Here is a 16727-nt window from a genome sequence, read left to right as displayed (position 1 = left end):
CGCAACAGTAGTACTTTTGTTGTCTCTATACTTCACTTGCGCCATTGTTACCTCTTCACCTCACTGCCTTGCTGGAAGCCGAACTGGCTAAGCAGCCCACTCAACCAACGCTACTGGTAGTGGCGGGCCCTACGGCCGTGGGCAAAACGGCGCTTTGCGTACAGTTGGCCCAGTATTTCCAAACGGAAGTGGTGTCGGCCGATTCGCGGCAGTTTTTCCGGGAAATGAGCATCGGCACGGCCAAGCCCACGCCGGCGGAAATGCAGGGTGTGCCGCACCACTTTATCGATTCGCACAGCATCACCGAGGACTACAACGCCGGCCGCTATGAAGTGGAGTGCCTGGCTCTGCTGGAAACCTTGTTTCGGCGGCACCAAGTGGTGGTGCTTACCGGTGGCTCGGGCCTGTATCTGCAAGCCGTTACCGATGGCCTCGATGAGTTGCCCGCCACCGACCCCGACCTGCGCATCCAGTTGCAACAAGAACTGGCCGCGCACGGCCTGGAGCCACTGGTTGCAGAGTTGGCCCGCCTCGACCCGGTAGCCTACGGCCGCATCGACAAACAGAATCCGCAACGGGTGCTGCGGGCCGTGGAGGTGTGCCGCGCCACGGGGCAGCCGTTTTCCAGTTTCCATACCGGACGCTCGGCTACCAATCGGCCGTTTCGGGTGCTGAAGCTGGCCCTTACGCGGGAGCGGGAAACCCTCTACCAGCGCATCGACCAGCGGGTAGACCAAATGCTGGAAGCGGGCTTACTGGCCGAGGTGAAGGCATTGCTACCGTATCGGCACCACAACGCGCTGCAAACGGTGGGCTACCAGGAAATCTTCGGCTACCTCGACGGGCTGCACGACTGGCCGGAAGCCGTACGGCTGCTCAAGCGCAATACCCGCCGCTACGCCAAACGCCAGCTCACCTGGCTCCGCCGTGACACCGAGTATCAGTGGCTAGAACTAAACTAGCAGGCAGCTTACAGAGCCCGACTGAACCCAGGTTACGCGCCGGGTAACACGGGCGCACGGGCGCATGCTCTATCAAGGCAACAAGCACGCATGCACCGCATTGTGCTGCACCGTACATTATTAGTTGATAGTGAACAACTGGGCTCAGCAAACTGTAAGACTTGAGCTTACGTGGCTAATTGCTGAAAAGCGCTGGTGATGTTGCCAGTGCGCCAGCTTGCGGCTGGGCTCTGGTCAGGATAGTTAAGTACACCCATGCTAGCTAGGTGGACGCGGCGCCTGAACTACCTGTGAGGCGGAGATGAGAGGCTGCCCTGAATCAGAGAGGAAAAAGTGGAGGCCGCTTCCAACTCACTGCACTGCCCGCTCAGCATCAGTACGGAGAGGGCCTCCCCGGCGCCAACCAGCCCCACGCAGCACCGATAAAGCGCCGCCGGAGGCAACGAGCTGTGGGGAGCCAGGGTGGCATGAAACAGCTGAACGTAACCAGCCAGTAACTCCTGCTGCACCACGCCCATTTCCTCATTGCCCGCCAAAGCTGCCCGTACGGCGTGCCATTCTCCCCCCATATCGAGCGAACAGCGCACATAGGCGGTGGCGAGTACGTCGGCTGTGTCTTGCATAGTCCGGTGGGTACTCGTCAGTGCTTCCTGAAGAGCCTGCACGTGCTGCTCGTCCAGTAGCTTATAAAGCGCGGTCAACAACCCCGAGCGAGTGGTGAAGTGTTCGTACGCAATGGGCTTCGAAACACCGGCTCGGGTGGCTAAGTGACCCAAGGTGAGGCGGTCAGCACCCTCTTCTCGAATGATAACAAGGGCCATAGCAAGCAGCTGACGCCGGCGCTCGGTTTTTGATAACCTGCTAGCTGCGCGCTTGGGCTCTTCTGAATCTGGAGAATGGTTCATAGCTACAGGCTGCTGTCATTTTTCATAATTCAACCTACTATCAGTAACTTACTCTTGGTAACTTACTGATAGTAGGTTATCTTTGTCAAACATACCATTTATCATTTGCGTTTATGACACACTCTCCCATTCTTCTGGTTGGTGGCTCTGGGGTTGTTGGCAGTTGGGCAGCCCGTTTCCTACACGATGCCCATCCTGAGGTGCCTTTGCTGCTAGGCGGCCGCGACCTGGCTAAAGCGCAGGCAGTGGCCGCCCAGATACCCAGCGCCGAAGGTGTTGCGCTCGATCTGGCTGCCGACGACTTAGGCCTAGGGCAACGCCCCGTGAGTGCCGTGGTGGTTTTGTTTACCGACCCCCGACTTGCTACGCTTCGGTTTGCCCAAGCGCGCGGCATCCCGCACCTAAGCATTTCAGCGGGCATCTTCGAGATGGGTCCCGAGGTAGCAACTTATATGCACCAGCCGCAAGCGGCCCCGGTTGTCCTGGGTACGGAATGGCTGGTTGGCGCTACTACTATCCCCACGCTGGAATTCGCCCAGGCATTTGGCCGGGTCCACGATATTACGATTGGGGCGCTGCTCGACGAGCAAGACGTTACGGGCCCAGCCGGTTTCGTGGACTTCGAGCGCCAAACCAAGACCATGCCCGCGGCGCTGGTCCGGCGCGACGGGGCCTTTGTCTGGCAAGTGGTTGATGAGGCCAAAACCACCTTTCGGGCCGTAGATGATACCGAGCAGCAAGCGGATATCTTCTCTGTTTACGACGTGCTCGGCCTGGCCGCGGCCACCGGCGCGCCGAACGTGCAGTTCAAGCTGGCGTTTGGCATCAGTTCCACCCGCCGCCAGGGCCAGCCGATGTCCACGGAAATCCTCATCGAACTCGCTGGGAAAGACCACGCGGGTCAGCCGCTCCGTACCCGGCACGCGGTAGTGCACCCGCAGGGACAAATGCCGCTCACGGCTCTCGGCGTTGTGTTGCTACTGGAGCGGCTGCTCGGCCTCGACGGCCAGCCCGCGGTTCCGGCCGGGTTGTACTTCCCCTACCAACTGCTGGAGCCACGTACGTATCTGGCCCGTTTTCAGCAAATTGGCGGTCAGCTCCTGACGTTAGCCGTAGCGCCGGAGTAGGCATTGCCCCCATACGGCTACGGTCCTGGTGGACTTCACCTAACGCAACTCGTGTTCAGCCGGGCGCTGTAACTGGCTTGTTGTACTTGTCAGTTACAGCGCCCGGCTGAACACGAGTTGAGCACCCGGTAACGTAATAGCGCGAGTACCGTGCTGTAGCGCCACTCGACCTCCTACCCGCCAGGTGCGTTCTTGGTTCAACGCCACATCCAAGTTGAGCGAAGCAAGGTAGCCGATATGGAACCCCCTTTCGCGTAAAGCTACGTAGTCGAGAACGGGCTCCGGTTGGGGGGTGCCGTTGGCGTCGATAAACCGCAAGCCACCGCCGGTAACCCCTTTCTGGCTTCCATATCCACCAAAGGCGCCCACGCCTACGCTGAATTCTACGGCTTTATTCACTCCAAACGGCAGCCAGTACGCTTCCTGCTCCACATTCACAGCCCGATAGGATTGCGGTGCGGTGTAGCCTCGGCCAAACTCATATAGTTCAGAGCCGCTCAGCAAAGCCAGCCGGGAGCCCAGCCGCAAATGCCGGCCAAACTCTGGCGCATACTCCACATGCAGCTTGGTTACGCCATAGTCGCCGGAGCCGTTGAGGCTGCTGCCCAAGCCTAGGCGCACTAGCGCCGGGCGGTGGGTAGCGGCGGCGGATACGGTTTGCGCCTGAGCGGCCGCCAGCCTAATGGTCAGCAGAACAAGCGCAGAAGGCAGGAAGCGTACGGAACGAAGCATACGAGCAAGAGAAGAGAGTGGGAGAGAGGATGGCTACCTCACACAAGTAAGGGCGCAAAAGAGGGTCGGGAACCAGCGCAATGGTTGGTTCCCGACCCTCTTTTATTTACGGGAGCCTTACACACTCAGAATCTCTACCATGCGCATAAAGCTCTGGTTGATGAGTTTTTTCTTGTGAATTGTGTCGTTGAAGGGCGTGTACACCAGTTGGCGGTTCACGATGCCAGCCATAACGTTGCGCATGCCGTTGAGCAAGCCTTCCACGGCGGCAATACCGATTTGCGAGGCCAGCATCCGGTCGGCGGCCGACGGGGAGCCGCCGCGCTGAATGTGGCCGATAACCGTCACGCGGGTATCAAGTTGCGGAATAGCTTCTTTCACGCGCTGGGCCACAATCTGGGCGTTGCCTTCCACTTCGCCTTCGGCCACAATTACAATAAACGAAGTTTTGGAACGCTGCCAGCTCGACTGCAATGTTTCAATTACCGACTCGGTTGACATTTGAGTTTCCGGTACCATCACAATTTCGGCCCCGCCGCCAATAGCGCACGGAATGGCAATGTAGCCTGAGTCGCGCCCCATTACTTCCACGAAAAAGCACCGGTCGTGCGAGTCGGCCGTGTCCCGGATTTTGTCGATGGCCTCTAGGGCGGTATTCACGGCCGTGTCGTAGCCGATGGTGTAATCGGTGCCGTACAAGTCGTTGTCGATGGTGCCGGGGGCACCCACAGTAGGGATGCCAAACTCCTGCTCGAAAATGGTGGCGCCGGTAAACGTACCGTTGCCGCCAATGGCTACCAAGCCTTCGATTCCGTTGTTAACCAACTGGTCGAAAGCCTGTTGGCGTCCTTCCTTGGTTAGGAATTTCTGGCTGCGTGCCGACTTCAGAATGGTGCCACCCTTCTGGATGGTGTTGGCCACCGAGGCCGAATCCAGCCGGACAAACTCTCCTTTGATCATGCCGCTGTAGCCGCGCATGATACCGTACACTTCAATGCCGTGGTAAACTGCCGTACGAACCACGGCTCGGATGCAGGCGTTCATACCCGGCGAGTCGCCGCCGCTGGTGAAAACTGCAATGCGTTTCATCATAACTCTTATGCTTCAGAATGCGCCTAGTGAAATAGCTAGGCCGCGGAACGGGCAAAGGTGAGAAATCGTTGGCAAACTGTCGCTGAGTTTCCAACAGAGTCGTGTTAAGTTTCCTAGCTTAAATGAGACTATTTTGTATTAATTGCGTAAGCAGATCAGTTGCAAACCATTCCGCAGACGTTTATCTTCCGTCCCCCGGCTGAATTTTCAGCCGACAATTTGCCCTCGTCCTTTTTCCCGCTCCTTACCATAGTCCCCCCATTATGTTCGGTTTTTTTGAGAATGAGCAAACTCGGAAAGTGAAAAGCCACATCCAGAACTTGGCTGCCTTGGCCAAAGCAGACGGTCATCTTGACGAGCGGGAAATGAGCTTTATTGTAACAGTAGGCAAGCGCAATGGCATTCGGGCCGACCAAGTGCGCTCTATTGTCGCCAACAGCAACCTAAACCAGCTCATAGTTCCTGACAACGATTCCGAACGATTCGACCAGATATTTGACATGGTGGACATGATGCTGGCCGATGGTATTGTGGACGACAGCGAAATGGATTTCTGCACGATTATGGCCGAAAAGCTAGGTTTCCGCAAAGATATTGTGGGGCTGCTAGTTAAAAATATTTCGCAGGGAGTGAAAGATGGCATGGAGCGCGAAGACATCAAGGCTGACATTCAGGCTTTCCTAAGAAAAAGCTGCGGCTAACCGAACAGCCGTTTGCTACCACTTTCAAGCAAGACCCCGCCGGGAAAGCGCCATGCGCTGCTCCGGGCGGGGTTTGGCCATTTTGCTGGTTACAGTTGGCTACCCGCACACAAATGCCACTGCCCGCAACACCGCCGCGCAAGCTTCGTCTATTTCGTCGTCGGTGATGAGGAGGGGCGGGGCCAGGCGCAACGAATTGTCGCAGAACAGGAACCAGTCGGTCAGGATGCCTTCGTGGAAAAGCGCCCGGTCGATAATGGGCTTTAGCACCTCGAACGACTCGAATTCCACGGCCATCAGCAAGCCGCAACCCCGGATGGCCCGGATGGCCGGGTGCACCAGCTGCCGCCGGAAACGCGCCGCCTTTTCGGCGACGCCCGCCAGCATATTTTCTTCCTGAATAGCCCGCAACGTAGCCAACGACGCCGCGCACGACACTGGGTGGCCGCCAAACGTGGTGCAGTGTCCCAGAATGGGGTTGGTTTTGAAGCCGCTCATGATTTCCTGGCTGGAAATGAAGGCCCCAATGGGCATACCGCCTCCCATCCCTTTGGCGCATACCAGAATATCCGGCTGCACCCCGAACTGCTCGAACGCCCAGAACGTGCCCGTGCGCCCAAATCCGCACTGAATTTCATCGAGAATCAACAGCGCGCCCACCTCCTGGCAGCGCTGGCGCAGGGCCGGCAGGTAGTCCGGTTCCGCAACCCGTACGCCCGCTTCGCCCTGCACCGTTTCAATTACTACGGCTGCCGTGTGCTCGTCAATGAGGGACAAGTCGTTCAGTTCATTGTAGCGGATATGGCGCACATCGGGCAGCAAAGGGCGGTAGCTGTTCTTGAACCCCTCGGAGCCAGTGATGCTCAGGGCTCCGTGGGTGGAGCCGTGGTAGGCATTCAGGCACGACACGAGGCCGGTGCGGCCGGTGTGGCGCTTGGCCAATTTGAGCGCGCCTTCAATAGCCTCGGTGCCAGAGTTGGTGAAGTACACGCTGTCGAGGTGGGCGGGCAGGGTTTCATGTAGGGCCTGAGCCAGCAGCGCCGGCGGGGCCTGCACCAACTCGCCGTACACCATCAGGTGCAGGTACTTATCAAGCTGGTTCTGAATGGCTTCGATGACGCGCGGGTGCCGGTGGCCAACATTGCTGACGCCGATGCCGGAAATAAGGTCGAGGTAACGCTGGCCTTCGGGGCCGTACATGTATACTCCTTCGGCCCGCTCAATTTCAAGCAACAGGGGGAAGTCGGAGGTTTGCGCTTGATAGCGCAGAAAAAGCTGGCGAGGGGTAAGCATGCGGCAAAGATACGGCAGCCCGCGCGGGCGGTGGTGCCACCAGGCTAGGCGGCCGTGGTAGCTAAATGAAGAAAGGCTGCCTAGGCAGCCTTTCTTCATTTAGTCGGAAGTACCAGGGGTGGTTGGTGGCCCACCACGGTGGTCGGCTACTCGCCTGATTACTTCCTTGGTGAACTGCCGCTCGGCCTGGTAGAGCTTGCCTACTTGCCGGATATTGAGCACTTTCTGAAACTTATCGAAGTACTCTTTTTCCAAGTTCACTTCCTGCTGGCGCAAGGCCAGTGCCTGCGTAAGGCTCTCTTTTACCTGCGCTTCGGAAAGGGCATCGGGGTCGTTGGTGCGGGTTTCGCGCATACGCCGGTTCAAGTCGCGGCGCTTGGCCGTGAATTCGTTATAAACGGGCCAGAAGCGCTGTGCCTGGTCCTGGGTCAACGAAATTTTCTCGGTGATATAGGCAATCTTGGCGTTTTCCAGCTGGCTCATACGGCCCTGGCGGCCACCAGCGCCCGGCTGCGCCACGGCAGGAATTGCAGCCAATAGCCACAGTAGCAATAAGCTACGGAATAAATATTTCATGGGGGAGCTTGTGTAAGGCAAGGGCAAGATTGATTTATAGATACGTGTCCTCGGTCGGCTGCGCATCCAGCACTTCCTGCACCTCGTCGGGGGAGGCTTGCAGGTAAGTTTCAGGTAGTATCCGCTCCACGGCCGGCAGTTCAGCTAGGTCGGTGAGGCTGAGGCGCTGCTCACTAGCCAGCAGATACTCCACCATTTCGTGGCGGGGCACGGCGGCTAAGGTGTCAGGAGCAGTAGCCGCCGGGGCCAGTGCTGATTCGCTGAGCCAGAACGAGCCCACGAAAGCACCCAGCACCACGCTGGTAGCCAAAGCCATCCGCAACGGGGCCGGCAGTGCGCTCAGCCAGCTGAAACCAGGCGTAGGCTCCGGCGCTTGCACCCGCTGCATCACGCGTAGCGGAAGCTGATGGAAATACTGGTCTGGGGGCGGGGCCAGCGGCTGCGGCCGGCGCGGGTGCTCATCCAGACGAAAAGGGGTTTTCATAGTGCTTTAGAAGGAATCAGGCCCGAATGGTTTAATGAATCACGGATTTTTTTAAATGAAACGGACTTTTCAGCTTGTGCAACGGGCTTACAGGTGAAAGCTGCCCTAATCGGTACCATTGATGTAGTGTTCAATCTTTTTGGCGGCGTGGTGGTACGAGGCTTTAAGGGCGCCCACGCTGGTACCGGTTACTTCGGCCATCTGCTCGTACGGCATTTCGTCGTAGTAGCGCAGGTTGAATACCAGCCGCTGCTTGTCGGGCAGGGTGAGAATGGCTTTTTGCAGGCGCAGCTCCACGTCGTCGCCGGCCAAGCTGGGGTCGGCTTCCACTTTAGCTGCCAGCTCGGCTCCCACGTCGTTGAGGGGTAGAAAAAACTTGCGCCGCTTGCTGGCCAGAAAGCTCAGGCATTCGTTGGTGGCAATGCGGTAAATCCAGGTATAGAGCGAGGCATCCTGCCGAAAATTCTCCAAGTGCTTCCACACCTTCACAAACACGTCCTGCGTGAGGTCGTCGGCATCGTTGTGGTCGATTACCATCTTGCGCACGTGCCAGTACACCTTGGTTTGGTACTTACGCACCAACTGGTTGAAGGCCACGTTGCGCGCGGCCGGGTCACGGAACTTGGCAAGGATATCCTGGTCTTCCAAGCAGGCAAGGTAGGTTAGAGCGGCGGTTGTAGCGGGTTAGAGGAGCCGAGTGGGGCAGGGTTTAATGTAATGCGGGAAAAAAGAAAGTCGCACGCAGTATTGCATATTCATAGGTACATATAACTTTGCTTCTATTTTATACTGATATTTTTCCTGCTTCGCATGGCTAACCGCAGCATTCCTATTGAAATTGAGGACGAACACGCGTGGGTGTTTTTTGGAAAAAACGCCGAGTATTACATACAGTTGTGGCAACTGCGTCGGCAAGGTAAAATTCTGAATTTCAATATATCTGCCTTTTTCGCGGGTGTTTTCTGGCTGGCTTACCGTCGCATGTACTTCGTGCTGTTTCTACTTTTGGTCGTGCTATTTGTGGAGGTTTCCATTGAGCAAGCCGTACTGGGAGATGACAGAGGTCAGGGCACCACTATCGTGATTAATCTTATACACGCTTCGTTGCTCGGGTTATTTGGCAACGCCATCTACTTATGGGATGCTGAGCGCAAGATTGGTAAGGTGTTGCGCCAGCAACTGCCCAAGGAGGAAACCTTAGTCCGGCTGCGCCAGGCAGGGAGCGTAAGCTGGTGGTTTCTACCCGTGAGTATATCACTGGTGGGAGCTTATGTATGGCTGCTCAAATGGCTGAGCGAACAGCCAACGTTGTAGCTACAAGCAGTTTTTCCTACTTCGTACTAAACGCCACGCCCACCGTCAAATTGGTGTTGTCGGTGGGTTTGCCTTCCAGTACGCGGCTCTCAAAGGTGTAGGTATAGTTGGCGGTAATGGCAAAGCGCGGCGTGAAGCGTAGCGCCAACGTGGAAAGCTGGTTAACGCGGTAGTCGTCGAAGTTGCGCATGTTGGGCTGGTAGAACGTAGTGGAATTCAAGGAAAACACGCCCTTGGAGTACACCAGTTTCAGCCGCAACGAGCTGCGCGACACGATGCGCTGGCTGCCATCCTGAAAGTACGTGGCCTCCCGGATAAACAGGTTGCTAGCCGATACTTCCCGCCCCAGCGAATCGGTGTAGAAAGCCCACCCCGGCCCGAGTCCCAACTGAATCCTGTTATCAATGCCGCGCAGGTTGCTCCGCTCGTAGCCCCCAATGCCGTAGGCCCGAAAGTGGCCCAGCCAGTAATAAGGCGTGGCATTAAAGAGAAACTCCCGCTCTTTCAGTAGGTTATCCTGTCGGCCGTAAGAAAAACTGCCGTTTACGGGCGCTCCAAAGTGCAAGCCGCGTAGAAACGTAACGGAATGCGTGGTGGTAAGCAACATGCGGTTGACGCCGCCCGAGGTATATTGGCCTGTTAGCAGTCCATTATATCGGATGATGGTAGTGTCGGGGCGTTGCGCTTGTGTACAGGTGGCTAGCAGCAGGAAGGCGGCAAGAAGCAGTGAGAAAGGCAATTCGAGCAGAGGAAGTTGAGCCTCAAAACTAGCAACACGGATTGGGAAGAGCCTGAGCAACATCACGAAACTGCTGAAATCTGCAAAAAAAGGGCGGTTTAGTTTTCGACAATGTTATCTACCTGGTCGATTTCTACGTTGTTTAGGCCATGATTCAGGTGTTGCCGTTTATGCGTTTTCTGCTCGTACTGCTGTTTTCAATTCTCTTATTACCCTCAGCCTGGGCCATCCGGATTCGGGAGTTCCGCCAGATAGGTACTGCTGCTCCAACGCGCTACCAGAAGCTGGAACTGGGTTTGGCCCTGGAAACGCCGCCCATCCGCAACCCCTACGACCCCACCGAAATTACCGTGTGGGCGGAGTTTGTGTCGCCGCAGGATAGTGTGTACCGGGTGCCGGGCTTTTGGTATCAGGATTTCAAACGGTGCACCACCTGCGCGCCCTTCCCCCGCGCCAGTCCCACCGATACCTGCCTGTATTGCACTAAATGCCCCGAAAACCCGAAGTATCTGACCCGCGTGGCCACGCGTCTGCCGTGGCGGGTTCGGTTTGCGCCGCCTACAGCCGGGCGTTGGAGCTACCGGGTGGTGGTGACTCACAACGACTCCACCGTGTTCGGGCCTCGCACATTCGTAAACGTAGCATCTTCCACCCACCCCGGCAACGTAGCTGTGCACCGTAACGGCCGCAACTTTGCGTTTGCCGATGGCCGCCTGTTCTTTCCGCTGGGCATGAATATCACCGGCACGTGGGTGCTCACCGATTATAACCGTCTTCCATACCGCGACGCCTACGTGGGTATAACCCGCATTGCCGAGAGCGGGGGCAACTTCGTCCGGGTCCTGATGACCCATTCTCACTTTGGCATCGAAGGTCCGGATGGTCCGGCAGGCCGCTACGACGTGCGCCAGAACCGCGCCTATGACCTGGATGCCGTGATGGAATACGCGGCGCAACGGCGGGTATACGTGCAGCTTACCCTCATGACCCAAGACGAGCTGTTCAACTCCGAAGAGTTCGGGCGCGCCTGGCAGCAGCACCCCTACCGCAAGCTGCTGCCACCTGATGCTACTACAGAAGCGTTTTTCACTGACTCCGTGAGCCGGCAGTTGTTACGACAGCGCATCCGCTACGTCATGGCCCGCTGGGGCTATTCGCCTGCTTTATTTGCGGCCGAGCTGATGGGAGAAGCCGACCTTTTCGGGGCCGGCATCAAAGACCATCAGTTCTGGGACAAGGATAATTTCCGCAACGTGCGCCGCTGGACTGATGAAATGCTGGGGTATGCCCGCAGCTTAGCGCCACAACACCTGTATACCATCAATACTAGTTTCGCTTTTAGTAATTTTATTACCTCCGATACGGCTGCCTCGCTTTACCGGTCGCCGCAGGTTGATTTTGTGCAGGACCACTTCTATAGTTCCGACTTAAACGTGGAGCACCAACGCGCCTTCCTGGCCCGGCGGGCAGCGAAGCTATTTCCCGGCAAGCCATATCAATTGGCCGAATTTGGGTTGATACAGAATGCGTGTTGGTCGGGTGTTTCCAACTTCACAGCCAAGCGCTATCCGCCGGGGCTGCTCTTCCACGACCTCAACGAACTGCACAACACGCTATGGTCTTCTACCTTCAACGGCTCGGGGGGGGCAGCGCTATATTGGTGGGCCAACCAAGTGTTTGGGCTGTGCTACGGGGGGCAATACCACTACCTGCGCCCCTTGCAGAAGTTTCTGGCCGGCGACTCCATTTTTGATATGTCCTACGAGCCCATTGCCAGCCAGTGTCCTGGTACTGTAGGGCCTAAAGATGCCGTACACACACCTACTACGCCTGGTAATTGCATTCCTTTGTGGACTGTAAACAAGGAAAACGGCACAGACCCCGATCTGCTGCCTTCCGGAGTTACCACTTCCGACGAGGCGGTGGAAGTGTTTGCGTTGCGAGCCACGAGCCGCATAGTAGGCTGGGTGCATAACCGACACAACTATTGGTACAAGCTGCCCCATTCATCCGGTCCATCCAGCGCGCCGGAATGTGCCGATCTTAATGATAACCAACCTACTACGCGCGACAGTGTTCCGGCGCTTGTTGGTAAGCAGGCTACTATTCTGAACGTGGAGCGCCCCGGCCGCTACCGGCTGGAGTTTTTCAGTACGTATCCGTTCTATGATATTACCCGCGACGGCAAGGACGAGCAGGGCGGCATCATCAGGGAGTTTACCACCGAGGTGCGGGCTGCCGACGGCAAGCTGACGTTTACGGTGCCGCCCCTGCGGCCTCTGGGGAAAGGACCATTCGCGCCGGATTATGGCTTCAAAGCCATTTGGCTCCCCGATTCGGCGCCACCAACAGTTGCACCGAAGGCTACAACTCCCAACGCTCCTGTGAAGGCGAAACCGCCCGTCCGTAAAAACGCCCCTACACCAGCTGCCCGACCAACGCCACGCAAACGGTGAACGGGACACTAGCAGAGCACTTGTAGTGGTGAGGATGCCGTGGTAAAGGCGCTTGTTTGATTATTAGCTTAGCTTAATAATCAGATATGTTACTTTTAGGCGTCACCTTCCACCAATCCGACTATGAGCAACATGATTCAGTTTGTCGCCAACCACGACGACTTATCAACTGATAAAGGCTTCCAGTTCAAATTCTATTGCGACAAGTGCCGCAACGGTCACATGTCTCGCTTCCAGCCGAATGCTGTTGGCATTGCAGGCGAACTGATGCGCGCTGCTGGTAGCCTTTTCGGGGGCATGTTCAACGAGGCAGGCAACGCGGCCTACCACGTGCAGCGCGCCATCGGGGGGAAAGCCCACGACGCGGCGTTGGACACCGCCGTGCAGGAAGGCAAGCAACACTTCAAGCAGTGTACTCGCTGCGGCCATTGGGTATGCCCCGATGTGTGTTGGAACGGAAAGGCCGGCCTTTGTGAAGACTGCGCCCCCGACGAGCATGAAGAGTTGGCTGCTCAGCAGGCCCAAGCCGGCCGAGAGCAGATCTACACCAAGACCCGCGCCCAAGACTACACCAAAGAGCTGGACTTTTTGAACCGAGGCGGCATAGTGCAGTGCCAAAGCTGCAACACCAAACTCAACCCCACCCAGAAATTCTGCCCACAGTGCGGTACACCTAATGCGGCACTGGCGCAGGCCAAGGAAAAGTTTTGTTCGGACTGTGGCGCCACGATGAAAGGCGAGCAACGGTTCTGCGCCGAGTGCGGTAGCAAGCAGTAGCGTTCCAGGTGTACTAGTCCTAAGTTTAGAGTGCAATAAACCGCCCCCGGCTGCCAACTAGGTAGCCGGGGGCGGTTCGGTTTGTGGCAAAGCTGAAATTTACTTGCGGTGAGCCATTACCGTCTCGGTTACGGCCACTGTAGCTTCAGCGCAGACTATTGGTGACGCCGATACGCATCGAAATCCGCTTTATAAGCAGCATTTTCAGGATGTTGCGACATGCGAGTCCATTTTTCTACTAGCTGCGGGTCATTGCGGTGAAAGATGCCGTAGATAGTAGATGAGCTGATTAGCAAGTCGGCAATACCCAAGCTCAGAATAATTCCACTTCGGCGAAAAACGGCGGTTTCTGAGGGCTTAGTAAGACTCTTCGAGGTAACTAATGCCCATAACAGGATGCATGCAGTCGCAACGATACTTGCGGTCAGCATCACGAATGAGCCTTTCCAGAAAAGCAGCTTGAATAGCAACCCTACTATCATCGTTGAAAAGGCTATTCCAATAAAAATCTTTAGTAGTGCTGTGGTTGCAGAAGTTGTGGTAATGTCCTGCCCATGGCGCACCGGCATTGCCCGTTGGAAATAGCTTCCGAAGAAGTAAATAACGCTTAAAAACGTCAGGCTTATTATCAGCATAAAGTCTCCCCCTTTCCAGAGCAAGAGATTGAACATCAATCCTATACCAGCTAAAATAACTGATGACTTCTCGAGGAAACTGAATACTTTCTGCATAGATATTGAGGCTGAGAAGGGAGTGCGCCGCCGCTAGAAACTATTGTATGTGGGTGGTCATCCGCTCCCGCCAATCCAATCCGGCTGGTAATTCAGCGGCACTAAACTCTAGGTGGATCACGCGGCGTGGACGGGGGCTGGTGCTGCGGTTGGAGGCGTGCAGCGTGAGGGGCTGCATCAGCATGGCGCCGCCGGCCGGCACGGCACAGGTTACGGCCTGCGGAGTGTAAGCCGGCAAATCGTTGTTGGCAACTACGCCGTGCCGATGGGAGCCGGGTACTACCCTCAGCGCCCCATTGCTGGCGTCGCAATCGTCGAGGTGTAGCCGAATGGTGATGATGCTTTCCAAAATCTGGCGCGGCGGCAACACCGTTACTTCACCTTGCTTGCAGGCCCAAGGACCGTAGCCGGGCAAGTCCAGCCGCTGATTTACGGCTATCATCACGTCCTGATGCCAAGCCACCAGCCAATTAGAGCCGGCTGGCTTATCGAAATAAATGGCCTTCGTTAGGTGCGGTGTGGCGTCCGGAAAAAGCACTGCCAGCAACTGGCGCACAGCCGGAGTGAGCAGTTGCTCTCGTAGCGCCGGAAGTTCTCCCAGTAGATTGCGAATAGCAAATATATCCTGGCTGCGACGAAAGTTGGGAGACGCTATTTCGGCGGTCTGCACCGTGTTTAGGATAGTTGATATTTCTGAAGCGGAAAGAATGCCGGGTAGGGTGGCGTGGCCGTTTTCTTGCAGGTCTTGCACAGCCTGCTGCATTTCGTAATTCATTTTCCGAAAATGCTGACCGAGCTGGTTTGGCCGCTTCGGATGGTGAAGTTGCGCACGTCGGTGAACTTGCTGCCGATGGCGTTTTTGGTGCGGAATATCAGCCGATACGCTCCGGGTTGCATGGCAATATTTACTTTGCTGCTGCCGCCATCGGGCAGGTTGTACACCCACGTTTGGCTTTCGTCGTCGTTGAGGCGGTAGATGCTGCCGTAGCCTTTCAAGTCGGAAATAATGTTGAGGATACCAGGAGCAGCGTACGTAACCGTCGTTTCCTGGCCTTGCTTGACGCTGATACGTCGGATTTGGCGCGGGAGCGTTAGAAGTTCCACTTCGTAGTTGCCAGCCAGGAGCTTCTGCCGCGCCCCAAAAGGCAGCGCCAGCAGGGTATTGTCTTTGCCGGCCTGCCGGATTACAGCCTGCACCGTACCGTATGGGTTGGCCGTTAGATTGGGGCTTTGCAGCCACAGCGTACCCTGGGGCGTTTTGTACGTCAGCACGTTGGCTTTGCCAGGCCGAATCTGTAAGTTTTCCTGTCGTACCGGAGGCACCGTATTGATAACTAAGTCGTAGCTCTGAAGCGCGTCGATGTCGAGGGCATCGGGTTTGCCTTGCGCGTCGCGGTAGTGCACGTAGTTGTACTCGGGCTGGGCGGTGATGTTGTTGATGAACGTCATGTTCACGTTCGATTCCACGGGCTTACCAGCTTCATCGGTCAGGTTGATGGCCACGGTGGTTTTAGCCAGCGTCTGGGCTACTACATCGTTGAGAATCGTGCGGAAGGTCTTCACATCAGCCGCATTGTAGTAGTGGCCCAGGCATTCGAGTTGCTTGCCAAACTCCCGTTCGGCGCCAATCCCGATAACAAATGGCTTCAGAAACACCCGCTTGCGCTGCAACGCCACCGAGGTAGCGCACGGGTCGCCTTTGCAAGATTCCAGCCCGTCGGTTATCAGAATCAGGACGTTACGTGCCGTTTTGTCGGTGGGGAAGTCGCCGGCCGATTGTAGTAGCGAATACGTAATGGGCGTATTGCCCTGCGGCACAATAGTTTTCAGCCGGTTTTTGATGGCCGCTGCGTTTTTGGGCGCAAAAGGCACTTCCAGCTTGGAGTCTTCGCAGTTGTTTTCCGACTTGTCGTGCAAGTGGCCGTAAGCGCGCAGCCCCAATTCTAGGTTGGGGTAGGCATTTAATGAGTCCACCATCTTGGCCAGCAAGCTCTTGGCTACATCCATGCGAGCCTGGCCTTCCCAGGGTGCCAACATTGAGCCCGAAGCATCCAGCAGAAACAGAATCCGGGTGACGCGAGGCTTTTCGGGTGCTGCATTTTGAGCGTACACGGGGCTGGCCAGCCCAACGACCATCCCAACAATCCAACACAAAACCACCGCCAGACGACGCATATGCAATAAATCTTACCTTAGTTCTGCCTTACGTTGGCAGAACCAGCTACTGAATTGAGTTTTAAATCAGGTATTCAACGCTCAGCTAGCAGGGCTTTGTATGTTGCCAGAGGGGTAGTTGGCCTCCGCAAACCAGGAATTGATAGTTGTGGGCTTTTCAGTCAACTTATAATAGTTGAGCTGCGTGGTTTTTTGTATCCACCTTGGTAATCACCCGCTCTATTTTGCCTTCTGTATCAATCAGGAAAGTGTAGCGCATGGTGCCCATGTATTTGCGGCCGTACATTGATTTTTCCTGCCATACGCCGTAGTCCTGCACTATTTTCTTGTCTTCATCGACGAGCAGCGGAAACGGCAGGTCGTACTTGGTGGCGAATTTCTGGTGCGACTTTTCGCTGTCGATGCTGACGCCGAGTACTTGGATGCCGGCGGCCAACAGGCTCTGGTAGTTGTCGCGCAGGTCGCAGGCCTGCGCGGTGCAGCCGGAGGTGTCGTCTTTGGGGTAGAAATACAGGGCTACCCGGCGGCCGCGGTAGTTGGCGAGGGTGTGCGAGGTGCCGTTTTGGTCCTGGGCGGTGAAGTCGGGGGCGGTGTCGCCAGCTTGAGGGAGTGCCATAAAGAAAGTTCAGTGTAACGGGTGGCGCGAAGTTAACCGTTATCCGG

The 16727-nt window shown here is 56.4% G+C and carries 18 protein-coding genes; 6 read left to right on the top strand and 12 right to left on the bottom strand.

The features are described from left to right. Window positions 1-44 precede the first annotated feature (44 nt). Window positions 45-962, top strand: coding sequence for a tRNA (adenosine(37)-N6)-dimethylallyltransferase MiaA (miaA, locus tag J0X19_RS09310; protein ID WP_394369101.1), 918 nt, complete (start codon window positions 45-47; stop codon window positions 960-962). Window positions 963-1246: 284 nt separating this feature from the next. Here the strand turns inward: miaA and J0X19_RS09305 are convergent, their stop codons facing one another. Beyond that, window positions 1247-1783 carry a TetR/AcrR family transcriptional regulator gene (locus J0X19_RS09305; RefSeq protein ID WP_206984062.1) on the bottom strand — a complete coding sequence of 179 codons (537 nt, stop codon included), beginning with the start codon at window positions 1781-1783 and terminating at the stop codon, window positions 1247-1249. A gap of 197 nt (window positions 1784-1980) precedes the next feature. Here J0X19_RS09305 and J0X19_RS09300 point away from each other — a divergent pair, with 197 nt between their 5' ends. After that, window positions 1981-2994 carry a hypothetical protein gene (locus J0X19_RS09300; RefSeq protein WP_206984061.1) on the top strand — a complete coding sequence of 338 codons (1014 nt, stop codon included), beginning with the start codon at window positions 1981-1983 and terminating at the stop codon, window positions 2992-2994. 93 nt (window positions 2995-3087) lie between these two features. Here J0X19_RS09300 and J0X19_RS09295 read toward each other — a convergent pair whose 3' ends face one another. Continuing rightward, a complete protein-coding gene (locus J0X19_RS09295) occupies window positions 3088-3726 on the bottom strand; it encodes a hypothetical protein (protein WP_206984060.1) in 639 nt (212 codons plus the stop codon). 117 nt (window positions 3727-3843) lie between these two features. Further along, window positions 3844-4815, bottom strand: a complete 972-nt coding sequence (pfkA, locus tag J0X19_RS09290; protein WP_206984141.1) for a 6-phosphofructokinase — start codon at window positions 4813-4815, stop codon at window positions 3844-3846. Between the two features lie 302 nt (window positions 4816-5117). On the opposite strand from pfkA, the gene J0X19_RS09285 reads away from it, so the two are divergent. Next, window positions 5118-5519, top strand: coding sequence for a tellurite resistance TerB family protein (locus tag J0X19_RS09285; RefSeq protein WP_317194762.1), 402 nt, complete (start codon window positions 5118-5120; stop codon window positions 5517-5519). 99 nt (window positions 5520-5618) lie between these two features. Here J0X19_RS09285 and J0X19_RS09280 read toward each other — a convergent pair whose 3' ends face one another. From J0X19_RS09280 to J0X19_RS09265, 4 genes are all read right to left on the bottom strand, one after another. Further along, on the bottom strand, window positions 5619-6812 hold the full coding sequence (locus tag J0X19_RS09280) for an aspartate aminotransferase family protein (protein WP_206984058.1): 1194 nt from the start codon (window positions 6810-6812) through the stop codon (window positions 5619-5621). Window positions 6813-6911: 99 nt separating this feature from the next. Then, window positions 6912-7349: a Spy/CpxP family protein refolding chaperone gene (locus tag J0X19_RS09275; protein ID WP_206984057.1), complete on the bottom strand. Its 438-nt coding sequence runs from the start codon at window positions 7347-7349 to the stop codon at window positions 6912-6914. Between the two features lie 73 nt (window positions 7350-7422). Further along, window positions 7423-7872 (bottom strand): hypothetical protein, encoded by a 450-nt coding sequence (locus J0X19_RS09270; RefSeq protein WP_206984056.1) that lies wholly within the window; start codon window positions 7870-7872, stop codon window positions 7423-7425. 105 nt (window positions 7873-7977) lie between these two features. Continuing rightward, complete coding sequence (locus J0X19_RS09265; RefSeq protein ID WP_206984055.1) at window positions 7978-8520, bottom strand: RNA polymerase sigma factor; 543 nt, start codon at window positions 8518-8520, stop codon at window positions 7978-7980. A gap of 162 nt (window positions 8521-8682) precedes the next feature. Between J0X19_RS09265 and J0X19_RS09260 the strand changes: the two genes are divergently transcribed. Then, a complete protein-coding gene (locus J0X19_RS09260; protein ID WP_206984054.1) occupies window positions 8683-9186 on the top strand; it encodes a DUF2628 domain-containing protein in 504 nt (167 codons plus the stop codon). A 16-nt stretch (window positions 9187-9202) separates the two neighbouring features. On the opposite strand, the gene J0X19_RS09255 is transcribed toward J0X19_RS09260, so the two are convergent. Beyond that, window positions 9203-9925 (bottom strand): DUF481 domain-containing protein, encoded by a 723-nt coding sequence (locus J0X19_RS09255; RefSeq protein ID WP_206984053.1) that lies wholly within the window; start codon window positions 9923-9925, stop codon window positions 9203-9205. Window positions 9926-10095: 170 nt separating this feature from the next. Here J0X19_RS09255 and J0X19_RS09250 point away from each other — a divergent pair, with 170 nt between their 5' ends. Together J0X19_RS09250 and J0X19_RS09245 are read left to right on the top strand one after the other, a co-directional pair. Next, a complete protein-coding gene (locus J0X19_RS09250) occupies window positions 10096-12381 on the top strand; it encodes a DUF5060 domain-containing protein (RefSeq protein WP_206984052.1) in 2286 nt (761 codons plus the stop codon). A 132-nt stretch (window positions 12382-12513) separates the two neighbouring features. After that, complete coding sequence (locus J0X19_RS09245) at window positions 12514-13158, top strand: zinc ribbon domain-containing protein (RefSeq protein WP_206984051.1); 645 nt, start codon at window positions 12514-12516, stop codon at window positions 13156-13158. 155 nt (window positions 13159-13313) lie between these two features. Here the strand turns inward: J0X19_RS09245 and J0X19_RS09240 are convergent, their stop codons facing one another. The 4 genes from J0X19_RS09240 to bcp all read right to left on the bottom strand — a co-directional run bounded on the left by J0X19_RS09240 (window position 13314) and on the right by bcp (window position 16680). Next, entirely contained in the window at window positions 13314-13889 is a 576-nt protein-coding gene (locus J0X19_RS09240) for a hypothetical protein (protein WP_206984050.1), read from the bottom strand. Window positions 13890-13929: 40 nt separating this feature from the next. Next, window positions 13930-14664: a phytanoyl-CoA dioxygenase family protein gene (locus J0X19_RS09235; RefSeq protein ID WP_206984049.1), complete on the bottom strand. Its 735-nt coding sequence runs from the start codon at window positions 14662-14664 to the stop codon at window positions 13930-13932. Next, on the bottom strand, window positions 14661-16064 hold the full coding sequence (locus tag J0X19_RS09230) for a VWA domain-containing protein (protein WP_206984048.1): 1404 nt from the start codon (window positions 16062-16064) through the stop codon (window positions 14661-14663). Before J0X19_RS09230 ends, J0X19_RS09235 begins: the two co-directional genes overlap by 4 nt. A 166-nt stretch (window positions 16065-16230) precedes the next feature. Further along, a complete protein-coding gene (bcp, locus tag J0X19_RS09225) occupies window positions 16231-16680 on the bottom strand; it encodes a thioredoxin-dependent thiol peroxidase (protein ID WP_206984047.1) in 450 nt (149 codons plus the stop codon). Between the last annotated feature and the right edge of the window lie 47 nt (window positions 16681-16727).

Source organism: Hymenobacter telluris, from assembly GCF_017313265.1.
In the GTDB taxonomy this organism is placed as follows: Bacteria; Bacteroidota; Bacteroidia; order Cytophagales; family Hymenobacteraceae; genus Hymenobacter; species Hymenobacter telluris.
This window is presented reverse-complemented; position numbering and strand designations above follow the sequence as displayed.

Coding starts and splice junctions, on each gene's coding strand:
- J0X19_RS09280 (WP_206984058.1), bottom strand. CDS start 6,812: ATGCTTACCCCTCGCCAGCTTTTTCTGCGCTATCAAGCGCAAACCTCC.
- J0X19_RS09295 (WP_206984060.1), bottom strand. CDS start 3,726: ATGCTTCGTTCCGTACGCTTCCTGCCTTCTGCGCTTGTTCTGCTGACC.
- J0X19_RS09305 (WP_206984062.1), bottom strand. CDS start 1,783: ATGGCCCTTGTTATCATTCGAGAAGAGGGTGCTGACCGCCTCACCTTG.
- J0X19_RS09240 (WP_206984050.1), bottom strand. CDS start 13,889: ATGCAGAAAGTATTCAGTTTCCTCGAGAAGTCATCAGTTATTTTAGCT.
- bcp (WP_206984047.1), bottom strand. CDS start 16,680: ATGGCACTCCCTCAAGCTGGCGACACCGCCCCCGACTTCACCGCCCAG.
- J0X19_RS09250 (WP_206984052.1), top strand. CDS start 10,096: ATGCGTTTTCTGCTCGTACTGCTGTTTTCAATTCTCTTATTACCCTCA.
- J0X19_RS09270 (WP_206984056.1), bottom strand. CDS start 7,872: ATGAAAACCCCTTTTCGTCTGGATGAGCACCCGCGCCGGCCGCAGCCG.
- J0X19_RS09260 (WP_206984054.1), top strand. CDS start 8,683: ATGGCTAACCGCAGCATTCCTATTGAAATTGAGGACGAACACGCGTGG.
- J0X19_RS09230 (WP_206984048.1), bottom strand. CDS start 16,064: ATGCGTCGTCTGGCGGTGGTTTTGTGTTGGATTGTTGGGATGGTCGTT.
- J0X19_RS09300 (WP_206984061.1), top strand. CDS start 1,981: ATGACACACTCTCCCATTCTTCTGGTTGGTGGCTCTGGGGTTGTTGGC.
- pfkA (WP_206984141.1), bottom strand. CDS start 4,815: ATGAAACGCATTGCAGTTTTCACCAGCGGCGGCGACTCGCCGGGTATG.
- J0X19_RS09235 (WP_206984049.1), bottom strand. CDS start 14,664: ATGAATTACGAAATGCAGCAGGCTGTGCAAGACCTGCAAGAAAACGGC.
- J0X19_RS09245 (WP_206984051.1), top strand. CDS start 12,514: ATGATTCAGTTTGTCGCCAACCACGACGACTTATCAACTGATAAAGGC.